This window comes from Bacillus sp. HY001 (assembly GCF_007558965.1).
GTDB classification, from domain to species: domain Bacteria; phylum Bacillota; class Bacilli; order Bacillales; family Bacillaceae_G; genus Bacillus_A; species Bacillus_A mobilis.
The window spans coordinates 1-14,774 of sequence record NZ_VLTE01000063.1 but is presented as its reverse complement, the minus strand read 5'-3'; the positions used below and the strand labels follow the sequence as shown (position 1 = coordinate 14,774).

At 32.3% G+C, this 14,774-nt stretch carries 19 protein-coding genes; 5 read left to right on the top strand and 14 right to left on the bottom strand.

The window, feature by feature from the left end:
• Positions 1 to 21 precede the first annotated feature (21 nt).
• From FOT98_RS24970 to FOT98_RS24950, 6 genes are all read right to left on the bottom strand, one after another.
• The gene (locus FOT98_RS24970; RefSeq protein ID WP_061114668.1) at positions 22 to 1,344 is read right to left on the bottom strand and encodes a hypothetical protein; all 1,323 of its coding nucleotides are present in this window, start codon (positions 1,342 to 1,344) and stop codon (positions 22 to 24) included.
• Between the two features lie 761 nt (positions 1,345 to 2,105).
• Complete coding sequence (locus FOT98_RS24965; RefSeq protein ID WP_061114667.1) at positions 2,106 to 2,576, bottom strand: hypothetical protein; 471 nt, start codon at positions 2,574 to 2,576, stop codon at positions 2,106 to 2,108.
• A 138-nt stretch (positions 2,577 to 2,714) separates the two neighbouring features.
• Positions 2,715 to 2,858 (bottom strand): hypothetical protein, encoded by a 144-nt coding sequence (locus tag FOT98_RS32555; protein WP_154695826.1) that lies wholly within the window; start codon positions 2,856 to 2,858, stop codon positions 2,715 to 2,717.
• Positions 2,859 to 3,280: 422 nt separating this feature from the next.
• Positions 3,281 to 4,273 carry a hypothetical protein gene (locus FOT98_RS24960; protein WP_061114666.1) on the bottom strand — a complete coding sequence of 331 codons (993 nt, stop codon included), beginning with the start codon at positions 4,271 to 4,273 and terminating at the stop codon, positions 3,281 to 3,283.
• Between the two features lie 156 nt (positions 4,274 to 4,429).
• Positions 4,430 to 5,005, bottom strand: a complete 576-nt coding sequence (locus FOT98_RS24955; protein ID WP_061114665.1) for a hypothetical protein — start codon at positions 5,003 to 5,005, stop codon at positions 4,430 to 4,432.
• A 249-nt stretch (positions 5,006 to 5,254) separates the two neighbouring features.
• Positions 5,255 to 5,737: a hypothetical protein gene (locus FOT98_RS24950; protein ID WP_061114664.1), complete on the bottom strand. Its 483-nt coding sequence runs from the start codon at positions 5,735 to 5,737 to the stop codon at positions 5,255 to 5,257.
• A 433-nt stretch (positions 5,738 to 6,170) separates the two neighbouring features.
• On the opposite strand from FOT98_RS24950, the gene FOT98_RS24945 reads away from it, so the two are divergent.
• The 4 genes from FOT98_RS24945 to FOT98_RS24930 all read left to right on the top strand — a co-directional run bounded on the left by FOT98_RS24945 (position 6,171) and on the right by FOT98_RS24930 (position 9,575).
• On the top strand, positions 6,171 to 6,812 hold the full coding sequence (locus tag FOT98_RS24945; RefSeq protein WP_061654142.1) for a class I SAM-dependent methyltransferase: 642 nt from the start codon (positions 6,171 to 6,173) through the stop codon (positions 6,810 to 6,812).
• Positions 6,813 to 6,931: 119 nt separating this feature from the next.
• Positions 6,932 to 7,522 carry an HAD family hydrolase gene (locus tag FOT98_RS24940; protein WP_001024262.1) on the top strand — a complete coding sequence of 197 codons (591 nt, stop codon included), beginning with the start codon at positions 6,932 to 6,934 and terminating at the stop codon, positions 7,520 to 7,522.
• Positions 7,523 to 7,874: 352 nt separating this feature from the next.
• Complete coding sequence (locus FOT98_RS24935) at positions 7,875 to 9,107, top strand: WXG100 family type VII secretion target (RefSeq protein WP_061654143.1); 1,233 nt, start codon at positions 7,875 to 7,877, stop codon at positions 9,105 to 9,107.
• A 12-nt stretch (positions 9,108 to 9,119) separates the two neighbouring features.
• Entirely contained in the window at positions 9,120 to 9,575 is a 456-nt protein-coding gene (locus tag FOT98_RS24930) for an SMI1/KNR4 family protein (RefSeq protein WP_061114696.1), read from the top strand.
• Positions 9,576 to 9,686: 111 nt separating this feature from the next.
• On the opposite strand, the gene FOT98_RS33050 is transcribed toward FOT98_RS24930, so the two are convergent.
• The gene (locus FOT98_RS33050; RefSeq protein ID WP_000976330.1) at positions 9,687 to 9,818 is read right to left on the bottom strand and encodes a hypothetical protein; all 132 of its coding nucleotides are present in this window, start codon (positions 9,816 to 9,818) and stop codon (positions 9,687 to 9,689) included.
• Positions 9,815 to 10,933 carry a response regulator aspartate phosphatase gene (locus FOT98_RS24925; RefSeq protein ID WP_061114695.1) on the bottom strand — a complete coding sequence of 373 codons (1,119 nt, stop codon included), beginning with the start codon at positions 10,931 to 10,933 and terminating at the stop codon, positions 9,815 to 9,817. Before FOT98_RS24925 ends, FOT98_RS33050 begins: the two co-directional genes overlap by 4 nt.
• A gap of 285 nt (positions 10,934 to 11,218) precedes the next feature.
• Between FOT98_RS24925 and FOT98_RS32550 the strand changes: the two genes are divergently transcribed.
• A complete protein-coding gene (locus FOT98_RS32550; RefSeq protein ID WP_165443346.1) occupies positions 11,219 to 11,371 on the top strand; it encodes a hypothetical protein in 153 nt (50 codons plus the stop codon).
• Between the two features lie 687 nt (positions 11,372 to 12,058).
• Here the strand turns inward: FOT98_RS32550 and FOT98_RS24920 are convergent.
• From FOT98_RS24920 to FOT98_RS24895, 6 genes are all read right to left on the bottom strand, one after another.
• Positions 12,059 to 12,268 carry a hypothetical protein gene (locus tag FOT98_RS24920; protein ID WP_061114694.1) on the bottom strand — a complete coding sequence of 70 codons (210 nt, stop codon included), beginning with the start codon at positions 12,266 to 12,268 and terminating at the stop codon, positions 12,059 to 12,061.
• A 195-nt stretch (positions 12,269 to 12,463) separates the two neighbouring features.
• The gene (locus FOT98_RS24915) at positions 12,464 to 12,709 is read right to left on the bottom strand and encodes a hypothetical protein (protein ID WP_061114693.1); all 246 of its coding nucleotides are present in this window, start codon (positions 12,707 to 12,709) and stop codon (positions 12,464 to 12,466) included.
• Between the two features lie 113 nt (positions 12,710 to 12,822).
• Complete coding sequence (locus tag FOT98_RS24910; protein WP_061114692.1) at positions 12,823 to 13,017, bottom strand: hypothetical protein; 195 nt, start codon at positions 13,015 to 13,017, stop codon at positions 12,823 to 12,825.
• Positions 13,018 to 13,180: 163 nt separating this feature from the next.
• Positions 13,181 to 13,696, bottom strand: a complete 516-nt coding sequence (locus tag FOT98_RS24905) for a hypothetical protein (protein ID WP_061114691.1) — start codon at positions 13,694 to 13,696, stop codon at positions 13,181 to 13,183.
• A 98-nt stretch (positions 13,697 to 13,794) separates the two neighbouring features.
• A complete protein-coding gene (locus FOT98_RS24900; protein ID WP_061114690.1) occupies positions 13,795 to 14,136 on the bottom strand; it encodes a hypothetical protein in 342 nt (113 codons plus the stop codon).
• A 265-nt stretch (positions 14,137 to 14,401) separates the two neighbouring features.
• Positions 14,402 to 14,774: hypothetical protein (locus FOT98_RS24895; protein WP_222104674.1), on the bottom strand; the 373-nt coding region annotated here is incomplete at its 5' end.

Below are 14,774 nucleotides of genomic sequence, written 5' to 3'. Positions count from 1 at the left end.
CCCATAAAAAAGAAAGGGATATTATTCCCTTTCTTTTCGATTTCGTTCTTCTACTAAATCATTTAAATACTGGTACAAATCCTCAACAGGAATCTTCGATTTATCAGCGACAGTATTGAAGAATAACGCTACATCGTTATGGCGTTCCCTACGACCTCTCACGATATTTAAAATAATTTGATGATCGTCTTTTTCCAATGCAGCAGGTTTTTCAATGATTTTGAGTTCTTTACTTTCTTCTTTGTTTGTTAAATACTCCATAACAACTTTATTTTTTCTTTCTTCATCGATTGGTTTGGATGCAACGTCCATATAATAACTTCTTCTTTCAACCTCCGATATGGTAGGATTCATTACCTTTGTTTTATCTTTCATTTCCCATGCGAAGAATCCATATTTCTCACTGTTTTCTTTACGTTCACTGATAAAATCTATTAAAAATAATGTGACCGATTCTAATTTTTGTCGATACCAATCCTTATCAACCTCTCCTTTTTCATTAACAGCAACCGTTAACAATTCATTGTATTTTGTTTGTACAATTGGTTGATACCGCTTTATCACTTCTATAAAAATCTTGTATTCTTCTAAACTAATATGGTTGTAAACCAATGCAACTTGCATCCCTTGTTCCATTTCTTCTGTAAAAAACTGATTCCATGTTTGATAATAATGGATTAATTCCTTTTTTTGTTGCCCAGGGCTATGATCTAATTCATATACCTTATCAAATGCTCGTAAATAACGATATTGCAGTTCATCCAATCGTTCTAATAGGTAATCTTTCATTTCATTTCTTCGATTGAATTCTTCAATATGTTGATTATGTTCTTCCGAACCTTCTTCATCTTGCCTCATCTTTTTATCAGGAACTTGCTGAAATATATTATTCTTATAATCAAAGTACATTCTTTCTTCTTTTCTATCGTTTCTCATGTCATTGGGAAACCTTGGGTCTTCCTTTCTGTTTACTTTTAAACATTCATAATTCGTTGTAACGAGTCCAAATAGTTCATTCATTACCGTAACACGAAGAACACTGAAAAAACTTTTCCAATGTATACGATCCGCTCGATCTCGTTCCGAAAAAACAACTTTCTTAAAAACATCTATTTCCCTTTCATCAATAAAAGGTACTGTTAATGTTCCCTTTTCTTTATCGCATTCAATGTATTTCTTTATAGAATCAAATGTATATACAGGTCTCTTTTTAAAGCCGTCAATTTCGCTAGTATCTTTGGAAAATACGCACATCTTTTTTGTATCTTCCATGTTTTTTACCGCAAACTCTAATAATTCCTGGTCCGACATTTTTTCTAATTGCTCTAATGTTATATCCATCATTTATCACCTCTTCTAATTAAAATATTGATGAAATAATAATAGAAAAGATGAAAATGTCCATAAAAAACACGCCTAATAGACGTGTTTTGATAGCAATACAGATATTTTTGTCCGTCCTCGCTATTGCGCGGCAAAGTGCATGGCGATTACTTCCATAGACATTTTCTAACAAGGCTCCACATGCTTCCCTATCGATTTCCGCTTATTTCGGGAATCTTGGCGAATCCAACAGACTTTCTAACCTTTAAAGGGAACAAAAAAAGACGATCCATTTGGATCGTCTTTTCCTATTACAATACTTGTTATGATTATACTTTTATTAGAAGCTTTTTTAATTAAATACAACGATTGTTATGATTCATTTTTTCACAGAAAACGCAGAAAAATAGCTATTGAGCATTTAAATACATTATATGTTTTGATTAAAATTTCTTATCGTTTCACAAATCATTCGGAAACCGATTTAAATACAATATTTGTTACGATTCAATATGCTGTCTAATCAGACTCAGAAGTATTTAAATACAATACTTGTTATGATTTAATATGAAATTTATCAGTGTAGATGACACTTACAAATTTAAATACAATATTTGTTATGATTCAATGCGTGTCTAATCAGACTCAGAAGTATTTAAATACAATATTTGTTCCTATTATGCATCTACTTTATATCTTTATTTAAATACAACGTTTATTCCTATTACATTAATAATAGCGCGCGGAACACGCTTTAGACAAGCGTGTTCCATTTCCCTAAACTAAGCAACATCTACCGCAAAAATAAATGCAACCAAGTTTCCTTCTAGCTCGACTTGTTTTTGTAGTTCAATTCCTACAACAGGACTCGTAGCGGCCCCAGGTACACTGAATATTTCAATGTTCATATCGTGCACTTCGTCTTCTGTTCTTTCTAATACTTCTTCTTGTGTTTCGTTTGGTTGGATTTCTTTTAAAACAAGTACAACTTTACTTTTTTTAGAACTTGTACCATATCCCTTTTTCACTAAATCAAGTGCCAGTAAAACTGTACGTTCATCAAGTGTTCCATCTGGATAAGAAGGACTTAGACGCCCCGCCACTTTGTTGTTATATACCATTTGTACCTTTGTAACCGCAGTCGGTTGTCCCCATTGCTCATAGCCCCAAGCTACACGGTATTCCGCCCCTTCTGGATGTCCCCCTGTTGCTGGAATAAAAATCGCTCGACGTGCATCGAATACTTTTGCCATTTTTCATACCCCTTTCATGCGATCACCATAGAAATCACTATTGATGATAACTATGGTTAACACTATAATGTACACCAATAGTAAGTTATTTCTCTATCGATTGTCAAGCGTATGTATTTTTTAATATAAAACTACTATTTATTTAATAAATTTATCTACGACAGAAGCCAAAAAACGCAGCAATCCTCCACCGAAATTTAGCAAAGGTCCAATCAAATCGCGTTTCTCTTTTTTCTTCTCTTGTTCTTGTTTGACGTCTTGCTCTTTGAATTCAGGTTGCATTAGTAAATCCCCCTTATAATGATTAGATTTTGATTACTTGTTGAATGGTGCAATTGTATATACCTGCGATTTTGAAAAACCCCTTTTTTAGAAAAAGAACTTTTTTCATTTTTCTTTTCTGTGAATGAGCATGCTCACATTTTGTTCTTTTTATAACAATCAAAAATAAAAAAGAGCGATTTCTTTACAGAAATCGCTTCTCTATTTTCCTTCTATTGTCGTTTTTCTCTTTTCTAATACTAAACCTACCCAGATACTTAATACGCATGTTATACCTGTCATTCCAAGCAAATAAACAACTAAATCAATACTCCACATATAGATCACCTCATTCCAAATTTCCTTTAGCGCAAATTTGAAAAAAGTCAACAAAAAAAGAGAAAGAAGAAAATCACTGATTTTCTTCTTTCTCGTAAATGCCGTTATTTTGCTTTTTTGTATTCAAAGTATTGTACAGATTCTTCCCCTTCAAATTTAAATGATCGAACACTGATTAATTTATCTTTTTCTACTAAAAATTGTCCATGGCTATCGCCAACAGTAAATTCTTGTCCAGGAATTTGTTGTCCCGAAACAGTTTTTGGTTTAAGTTTTTCATCAAGATAAACAAAACGATCTTTTCCATTACCACCATTAATCCTAATCATATAATCCTGGAATGGAATAACTATATCAGAAAGCGTCTTCCCATATTTCACTTGTTTTCCATTTTCATCATAAACCCATTTACCTTTTTTCAAATCATACATTGTAAAATCTGTACCTTCATTGAGGTACACTATGTTCTTATCTACATCTATGAAATCATTCCTCGATTTGATAGAAAAATAATCTGTCATTGGAAATTCCTTTTCTGTTCCATCTTCATAGTACAGTTTGAACATATCTTTCGTAGTTAAAAAAGCCGCATCCCCCTTACTTGTTCTTACATAACCCGTGTCCTCGCTTGACATAAGATGAGTAGAAACTTTTGGAAGTTGTACCTGTTTTTTTATTTCCCCTTTTTCATCGATAAAGAACATTTTATCCTCAGCAAAAAACGCAGTTCCGTACGGAACTGAATCTGTTTGAGAAATAACTTTATCTTTTATAACCCATTTATCTTTTTTTGTATCCGCAATCGAAACAAAAGTTTGTTTTTTATCAGAATACATATAATAAACATATCCAGCTCTCGCAGCTACTCCTGACGAACTATTTCTTTCAACTTCTTTAGACACAACAGATTCACCACCGACTTGTTTCAAATTTTTGGTTTGTTTTAAAACCTCTTGTGGAACAGATTGTTGTTCTTTCTGTTGTGATTGTGACGATTTTTCCTGTGTAGTTGTTGTAGTTTTTTCATCATTACTACATGCAACCAATAATGTTGTAGATAATAAAACTGTAATAAGTCCTTTTGTTATCTTTTTCATAATTATACCGTGCCCCCTATAGTATTTAACATGTCATAATTATACATTAATTCCCTAAAAATGTGAGCATATAAAATAAATTATTTTCATATAATAATAAATAGAGGTAAGAGGTGAAACAAGTACATCATTTTCAACCTTCTACCTTTATTTTGTTTAATAGTTACTCTTTAATTTACTTGTATCTGTTCCTAAAATCCTTTGCATCGCTTTAAACATCTTCTCATGTTTTCTTGTATGAAAATAAAATAAATCATCTATCTCTGTTAGATAAAAATAAAAAACAGGAGCTTTATTCTCTCTTGTACTACCAATGTTCACACCTGTATTTCCAATTCTTGATACAGTTGTTGTAAAGTCTCCCGTCCCAATACCTTTAAATCCATATTCCGATATAGAGTTAAGAGAAACAATCATTATTTCACCCTTCTTAGGAACGAAAAACAATGATTGTTGAGTCAACGTAAGAAACCCCCATTCTAAATTAGGATGGTACGTTTCTACTGTTAATACACTTTCTTGATTGTATTTATTACGGATAAGTTCTATACAACTATTCTTTCCTTTGTTATCTTGCATTGTAAAATAAATAGGGAGACCAAATATTACAACAAACGGTGTTAAATAAAAAATAGAAAAGGGTAAAATTGCTGGAACAAGATAACTTCCCCAGAAAGCACCAAACACAATGAAAAAGCGTTTCGTAAAACGTGAAGTAAATGGATTTGACATATGCACACCTCCTTTTATGTAAATTTTGTAAATTGTAAGATAAGTATACTCCCAAGGGTATTTTTGTGTCAATGTTGTTTTTTAGAAAATAATGACATGAAACGTCAGCACTAAAAACTCAGTCGTATTGGGGTATTTTTACCCCAATACCCGAAAAGGTGGAAGTGAATGGATTTATACGCTATGTCAAAAATACAACTACTTCGCTAATGCCTGGCCATTCGAACACTACTTTCTGCCTAATCAAAGTTAAAAAATAGGGAACTTTTGTTTATATCTCTGATAAAAACGGTTATATAAACTAGATACATTCGCATCTATGTAGTCATCCTTATCTTTGTAATTACTATATCCGTATTTATCAATGTTTATATCTAAGTTCATAATTAAATCTTCAAAATGCTTTCTACTCCAATCAATAAATTCGTCTTGGAATGACACAGCCTTTTTTAATTGTTCATTTTCTGCGCGTAATCGATTTATTTCTTCTGTAGTATCCACCACAAAAGCCTTATCTCTCAAAACCACCGCTTCTATTTTTTGCTTTCTTTCTTCTTCCAATCTCTCAAATAAATCCCGAGCTTTCTTAGTCGTATAGTACAACCCATAGCTCTCTCCAATCAATCCTAGATCCATTAATCTTTCTAGCTTTGATGAATTATCCGCACGCTTATATTGAGCGTACTTATCTAGTTCTTTCAAAAAAGTGATTTCTGCTTTAGACAGCCTCATAAATAGCTCCTTTCATAAATAATATCTGAGTAGTTTAAGTATAATATAAACATATACACATAAACAAAAAAAGACTTACCTAAAAAGGTTAAGTCTTTTTCTATCTTAATGGAGTATCGCCAGCATTTCGGAAAAAAACACGTTAAGAGTATGCAAAGTTTTATGCAAAAAATCGGGAGACATAGGGAACTATGGGGAGGACAAAAGGCGAGTCAAAATAGGAATGTATAAAAAGATGTATAGAATTATAGAAAGAAAAAAGGTAGATGCCTTGCGAGAGTAAGGGGACGCTTTTGTCCTTGCTACCGATAATGAGACGTTATGTTAACTGAAATTGTATATAATATTCAACTCTTTCAACACAAAAAAACAATATACAGAATTAACAAACAAATGTTACAATTAGTTAATTTGTATAAAGGGGGATATATTTATGAAAATGTATTATAACGAACGGGCTCATGAATATGAAAAAGTTTATTTTAGAAACGATCCAATTCGGCAAGAAGAACAAACCCTTATTCAACAGAAACTCCAAGAACTATTTACAGACCAATCTATTTTAGAAATAGCATGTGGGACAGGCTATTGGACACAGTTTATAGCTAAAACAGCAAAACATATAACAGCCATAGATTATTCCAACGAAGTATTAAACATCGCAAATCAAAAAGACATTCCTCTTTCTAAAGTGAATTTTCTTCATGGGGATGCCTACCAGCTGGATAAAATCCCTGGGAACTTTGAAGGATGTATTGCAAACTTTTGGTTTTCACATATACCAAAGTTTAGAATTCAAGAATTTTTAAATCAATTACACGATAAGCTTGACTCTGGAACAGTAGTTTTTATGACTGATAATATTTATATGGATTCCATGGGTGGAACTTTAGTACATAAGGAAAATGACCCAAATACATATAAAATAAGGACTTTAGATAATGGAACCAAGTATGAAATCATAAAAAACTATTACACTGAGGAAGAACTAAAAAATATATTTATCCCTATTTCAAATGATTTACAGATATATATGGGACAGTGTTTTTGGTGGATATCTTACAAGATTAAATAAGAAAATTCAAATTCTGATAATGAGACGTTATGTTAACGATAGTGTATGGAGTATACAAAGAAAACAAGAGTATGGCTACCACATTCTTGTGATAAAATGGAATAGAAAGGGTGATTTAATTGAATATTTTATGGGACTTTGACGGAACACTTTTTAATACATATCCTGCCTATACCAAAATACTCTCTCTAGTACTTGGAGAAGAGATAGATAAACAGGAGATTTATAAAAAATTAAAGATTTCATACTCACATGCACTAGACTACTATAATGTTTCTAGTGACCAGAAAGAGAAAATTAAAAGCTTAAAAAAGGAATTGTCTCCAAAAGACATGAAACCATTTGATGGCGTGGAAGAAATTTTGAAATTTGCAGATAAGAATGTAATCATGACACATAAACACAGAGATGGAGTTTTAGCAATTTTAAAATATTATGGATGGGACAAATACTTTGTAGATATGGTTACGATTGATAATGGTTTTCCTCGCAAACCCAACCCATCAGCATATACTTACTTGCATCAAAAACACAAAATTGATCTAGCTATTGGAGATAGAGAATTAGATTTGCTACCTGCAAAAGAATTAGGAATCATAACATGCATGTTTCAAGGTCAAAGTGATGTAGCAGATTATTATTTAAACGATTACTCAGAATTTTTCAATAAGGGTATTCCATTATCAAAACAGTTGTATCTTCAGCAATAAATCGCTGAAGATATATGATAGATTTATTGACTTCCGCTTTCGAGAATTATGTAAATAAGCTGTCCATTTGGACAGCTTATTGTATTTTTTTGCTTAGCGTGGGGGTTTTTCGAAATACTAGCGGTACCCCTGATAAAAAAATAGATTCATAGCTGTTCTGAAAGTTATTACATCAGAAAAACTACGAATCTATTCGGGGTTTCGTCAACAAAACGCGAATTTCGTACGCTAAGGAATTATTAGAGCAAAAAACTTTGTTTTACCATACGTTAAGAAGGTTCCATTGCTACACAGACCCCTAATAGCAACATGTTATAATTTTCTTACTAATCGATAGAAAAGAAGGGATGGAATGAGTACGCAAATCAAGGTAACACCTGAACAATTGGAACAGGCGGCCAAAAACGTAAAAAGTGCCAGATCAACCCTGGAATACATACATAAAGATTTATATCAACAAACCGAATACATAGCTTCTCAATGGAGCGGAGCAAGTAGCAATCGGTTTTATCATATGTTCAACGAAGCAAAGCCAATGATGTTTAATATACTTCAGGAGTTAGATAAAATTTCAGCAGAATTAGAACGTGCAGCTGTTAAATTCCGAGAAGCAGATGAGCTGTATGGCGGAAATTTAGTTGATTCCAATATAGAAGAAGGTGCCATGTGCGGAAAACTACCTCCCAAATCAGAAGAGTCATTTTTTAATAAAAAGGATTTAAATGCTGCGTGGACTGGTATTTCTACTGGGTTTGTAGATGGTGCAGTGGATGCGTGGGAAGGACTAATATCCTTAGGTGATAAAGAAACCTGGTTGAATATGCGAGATGCGATTGTAAACTATGAAGAAACTATTCCTGCCGCATGGAACGCTTTCTCAGATACATTTATGAATAAGTTTTGGAATGGGAATCTGGAAAGTAGAGAGCATTATGTAGCTTATGGTGTAGCAACTTTAGGACTCGGACTTCTGGGTGATAAGGGTCTTAGTAAAGCAGGACAAGTAGGGAAGGTAGCTGCTATTACTGGTCTTAATAAAGGAAAATCACTTGTAATGAATTCCCCAGCATACAGAAATGCATTGCATATATTAAATAACTATGAGTTTAAAGGTGGTAATCACCTTTCATATGCAGGAATCGGTAGCACTGAGCAATACTTACAGAAAGTGGTCACCTATACTTATGAAGGTAAAAATGGTCCAAAGACAATCAAATTAAGAAAAGGGGAGTTGGCGGGAGATAGGCATCCAGTTTCAGGTGTACCGTATGATCTAGATGGGTTCCCTATTTTCGATGCTTTTGCTGAAGTTAAACTAAAAGAAGCTGACTTTAAAAAAACAAGACCTACACATGATAGAATATGTAATAAGCTGTTATACGAACAAATAGTAAAAGATCCAAAATTGGCTGCTAAATTTACAGCAGAGGAAATTGAACTATTTAAGAAGGGTGAAAAACCTAAGACGTATACATGGCATCACCATCAGGATACAGGTAGAATGCAGCTCGTAGACGCGTTCCTGCATGAGAAAACTGGTCATACTGGTGGATATAATATTTGGGGCAAAAAAGGTGAAAAATAGGGAGGTTTAACAATGAATAATATTGTATGGATTGGTGTAAGTAAAGAAGAAGTTACAGATAATGAAATCAAACAAGTAGAGCAATATTTTAACATTAAACTACCTAATGATTTTATTGAATGTGTGAAAGAATGTGACGGAGGATATCCTCGCCCGAAAGTATTTGATATACCAGGACAAGATGAAAGTACATTTAATGATTTATTAACACTTCATATTGATGATAAGTATTCGATTGTTCAACGATACGAGAATATAAAAGATAGACTCGTAGATCGCGTATATCCTTTCGCAAGTGATTCGTTTGGAAATTTCTTATGTTTTGATTATCGAAACAATCCTGCATCGCCAACAGTCGTATTTTGGGATCATGAAGAAGAGGATATAGAAGAAGCTATTTACCCTATTTGCGCAACGTTTACAGAATTACTTGAGAGCTTACGCGATTTTGAAGACGAAGACGAATAAATATGGTTCAAATGTACATATTTTGTATACCTTGTTACAATAAAAGGGAAACGAGTCATTACCCTATAACAAAAGAGACCTCATTTGAGAGGTCTCTTTTGTTTACATCAATTAAAAATGGTCCGCATGTGAATACTGAATAATTTCCTCTTTTTTCAGAGCATGTTGTGTATCACCTGTATTTAAACCAATTGATAATGTTATTACTAACCCCAACGTCGCTAACACAAGTTTCTTCATCATTTTAATGCTCCTTTACTTAATAATTTTTGTTTCGCTTCGTAACATACATCAAAATAATCACTTACTTTTTCATGATTTTTCAATTTTCGGAAGCGAACTGCTAATACTTCACTATATTCTTCTACATAATCCCATAAATCTTGATCCTTGAAGTAAGTAATACCTTTTTTCACTTCTTCTTCTAATAATTCAACAGATTCATCATCATTTAGAGAGCGTAAAATACTGAAATGATACATATATTCTTCATTTCCTACTTCCTGACACACCTTTAGTCCTTTTGCAATAAGTTCCCCTGCAGTAGCTGTTTCTTTTAATTTATAATGTTCGCGTGCTTGTAAGAACAATGCTTTGAAGTGTGTTGGGATTTTCTCTGTCACTTCTGATAAATGACGAATTGCTAATGTAGAAAGGTTTTGTGTTGCATATAGCAATCCCAGGTTATGTCTAACTACTAAAATAAGCTTGTCTGCATTATGTTTTTTCAGAAGATCGATAGATCGGTTCAGGTGTTCTTCTGCTTTCTCAAATTGTTTTAAGAATATACAAGCTGTTCCTAGTGTATTTTCACAAGAAGCTACTTTCACTTCATATCCAGCATGCTTTTCAAAGATTGTTTTTGCTTTATTCGTGTACTCAATCGATGTTAACATTTGAGAAATATGGTGATGTAGCACCGCATATTTCTGATAAAACTCTGCATGTTCTAATTCATCCGAAATATGTCCTAATAGGCTTTCAGCCTCTTCATATTGTCTTCTCGCTTCGTTATAGATACTAAACATCAGAGCGTGTTCCGCTTTGAAAGAATGATAATAATACGCTATCAGCGTATCTGTTGTTTCATTGATTGAATCATTCATTATATCGAAACTATCTTTTCGAATACTTACTCGGTCCGTTAGCATTCTATATTTAAAATCTAGTAAAGAATAATATAATAATAAGTTTTGATGTTGTTTTTCTTCTTCTTTTGCATCTTTGATTTGTTCAATTTTCTCATCAATTTCTTTTTTTAATTCCGATGCTTTTATCAATTGTTGTGATAACATTAGTTGATAAAAATCATTGAGTTGCTGCATAACTACTTCATACACGAAAACACCTGTACTCATTTCACTACGTCCTCCTCAAAACATCTCTATTTCTCTAAATATTACCACAATTCTACAAATTGCATGAGAACAACGCTTTTAAAGTGAATTGATAAATAAATATTAGAATATTCTTTCTATTTTAAATAGAAAAGATGATACTACTAAAAAATTAAATAAAGAAAGAATTTATACATATATCTTGTGTCTTATTTTGAAACGTAATACAATTAAAAGGTAACCTAAATTAAGCTATATAGTAGGCGGGTCATCTCACTTCCATCCAGTAGGGAGGGAGGTGATAGAATGATCGCATTTTTAATTGAATTCGTAAGCGGATATGCTAAAGGAATCGGAATAGGTTTAGGAACCTTAACGATCACTGTAATCCCTTTCTTATACAAAAAAGCGAAAACCGCCCTACTCGGAAAAAAGGACGGTTCTCAATCTCAAAACTAATTAAATTGTAAAAACAACCGCGCCTGCTATCTTCCACAATAGCATTTGGGTTACGAAAGGTAGAAGTTTCTCAAGCTTCTGCCTTTTTTATTTTATGCTTAAAGCTTATAAACTTATACATTCAGTATTCATTCTCTTCAATACAAATTGAAAAAGTTATGTTGAATACTATATGTACATTATATCCAAGTTGTTGACTAATAGTCAACATTTTGGTATATTCTTGTGCACCAAATTCACCTCTATTCTGCTCCATTCAATTTAGGCTGCACAGCATGCCGTTAAAATACATTAGAATACACTACCATAGAAAATAAAAAAGAAGGGAATATTCCCTTCTTTTTTTATTTTGTCCTTTTTTAGAAAGTAACAAAGAACTACAAAATTTTAATTCGACCACCTCAGACCTTTTTTTCTTATAAAAGTACGGAATAAAATCTACTATGTATTAAGTCAAAAGAAAGAGGAGTGATACATATGAAAAAGTTTTTTGAGTTCGTTTTAATGTTTTTAGTAACGTTTTTAGCAAACATAGCAACACATTACTTTGTATTGTGGTTTTAAAATAAAATGAAAATGGAGCAATCCACATACGCCTAAACATTACTTTAGATGTATATAGATTGCTCCATTTTTGATTGGAGTTCAGTTGAGTATTTCCCACATAAGTGACATAGGAGAGCTCATTTATTTCTTTTTATACTTCTCTTCATATTCCTTTTTTAATTTTGCAGTTTTTTCTTTTAGTTTATCTAATTTTTCATGAAATTCTTTATTTCTTCTATCTCGTTCAAGTTTTTGAAGTCGGACTGCTTCGGAAATGGGGATCGTTTTAAATTCGCGTCCTTCATCATCGTCTTCTTCTAGTTCATTCTGATCTTTGTCTTCATTCAGCATTCAATCACCTTCTACGTTTATATTGTTATTACTGTTTATGTTTAACATTATATTTATACTCTGATTTATCCTTGTTTTTGCTTATATAAAGCAAACAGCAATAAAATAAGTTTGTACTTTATATGTAATCGCAGCCTTTTTCATGCGGATTTGAGAAACCTGGAATCCACACGGAAACAAAGAAGTGAAATCCACTTATTTTCTACCATATAACTTGTTCTCAAATTGTTTTCTTCTCTCCTGGAATTCTTTGTTCTGTTGCTCTAATCGTTTTCTTCGTTCTTCTTGTTCTCTTGCCAGGTCTTCTCTTAATTGTTCCATTTCCTCTTCAAATTGCTTTTCATTGCTATATGATCTGTAAATAGCAACGAAAAGACCTATCGTACCAATCAATCCAGCACTTCCCACATGTAACCATGCGGCCAATTCTCCCTCAGACATAATTATCCCCTCAATTCAATTAAAAACAAAACATCAAATCTCTTCAATTTTTGTAAATCGCCTAAATAAGCCTTTAAAAAATGCTGGGTAAGGTGTATCCCTTTGACGTAGAATCAACGTTTATTAAATGCATCGTTATTTCGGCTATTTCTTATTACAAAATCACGATAGTCTTCTTCCTTAGGAAAATGCTTCCCATAGATAAATTTGTTATGTATTAAAATTTCAATTACTGCAATGTATAAGTAATACAAAATCAAAACAATCATTACTACATATAAAATAAACCTTGCTATATCGATAGTCATAAAAATTCCTCCAATAGATATAAAGTAGACAATATAAATTTAATTATGTTTGTATGTTTGTAAAGTTTTTTCGAGAAACGTTCTTCCACAAATTGAATAGAATATAAACTATTTAATTTGTGGATTAGGTTATTAGAAAAAAACCTTGTAATAGCAAGGTTTTTTATTTATCTTCTTCCCATGCTTCTTCTAGTGCTTGAAGTTCGTCAGCGTAGTCAGCTAAAATGCGAAACATTGCTTCTTCTCTTGATAGGATTCTTTCTACCCATTCTTTTCTAAGAACGATGCAGTGTTCCATACGATCTTTATAGAAAAATAATACACGATTACATTCTTCTCCTTCTTCATATTTTTCAAATTGTTCATTGTACACTTCAATGTCTTCTAAGATATAATCTAAGACAGTTTCTCTTTCTATGATGTCTACATCAATAAAACGATTAATATCTGTACTATCTAAACGAAAAAAATCAGATTCATACGTTTCTGTATAACAAAATATAGTGTTTATATTCGCTTTTCTTGCAAACATGAAGAAATCAGCTATATCCTTTATCGAATCACTTTTAAAACAAAGAATAGGTAACTCATCTACCCCTTTTCGTACCTTTGCTTCTATAATATCTATACCTTCTGAATTTGCTACTTCTTTGATTTCATTTAAACTTAAAAACTCCAAATCATACACCTCCTCTATACACACATGTATGGTTTATTTCTAATGGAAAAATAAAAAAAGTCTAGTATTTCTACTAAACTATTTTCGATAATTCTCTATTACAACGACACATATTTACTGCACATCGTGTAATGATCTCCTAATTTTCCTTCAAAATAACGACAGCAGCTTCCTCCAGAACTACTAATACAGGAAGTATTGCATTCATCATATTTTGGGATTAACCCTTCACTCCCATAAGGTTTTACAGGTACTAAATAATGTCCAAACATCATTGTGAGTGGTGCTTCTTTTGCTATTTGTTTGAGTTCTTCCATTTGTTCTTTTGTAAAAGCATTCTTTTCATATGAATTAACGTATTCTAATATGTGTTGTTGTGTACATTCTCTTCTCAGGTTTGCAATAAATGATTTCTCGTATTCGTATTTTTCTTTATTCATAGTGAAACCTCCGAAATAATAGTTATTATGTCTATACTGCATTTTCAAAAACATTTCAAGAACCTCTATTAATGATGTAACCAGCAGATAAAACAATACATAATACAACCCCATCCCGCTGCCGCTCCTGGAAACCTTAAAACCTGTTTGGTATATAAGAACCAGGGGCATTTTGAAGAAAACCTACACTTCACAAATTGAACAGAATATAAACTATCCAATTTGTGAAAGAACGTCTGATAAAAAAAGAAGGTTAATAGCAATATTAACCTTCTTCCTGTTCTATTACTTTTAATAAAGGTGTATTGGTTTCCATAAAAGAATCTACTATATCTTCCATTGTACGATGATAACCTAATAGGTTTTTATACCAATGTTCTTGAAATACCATCTCATATCTTACCTCATCAGCTACAAACATTAGTTTAATTTCAACTACTTCTCTATCTAATGTATGTAAAAATAAGCGTTGGTTGCGAAAATTAATATGTTCTATAATGCGACTATGTAGTGCTTGTTCCTTTTTATTTGCTGTTTTCGCATGATAGTTTTCTTCTAAATATTTATGTACGTTATATAAACTAATATCAAATTTTTCACGATCCAAACAAACCTCTTCTAAAAAAATAGTACGTTTC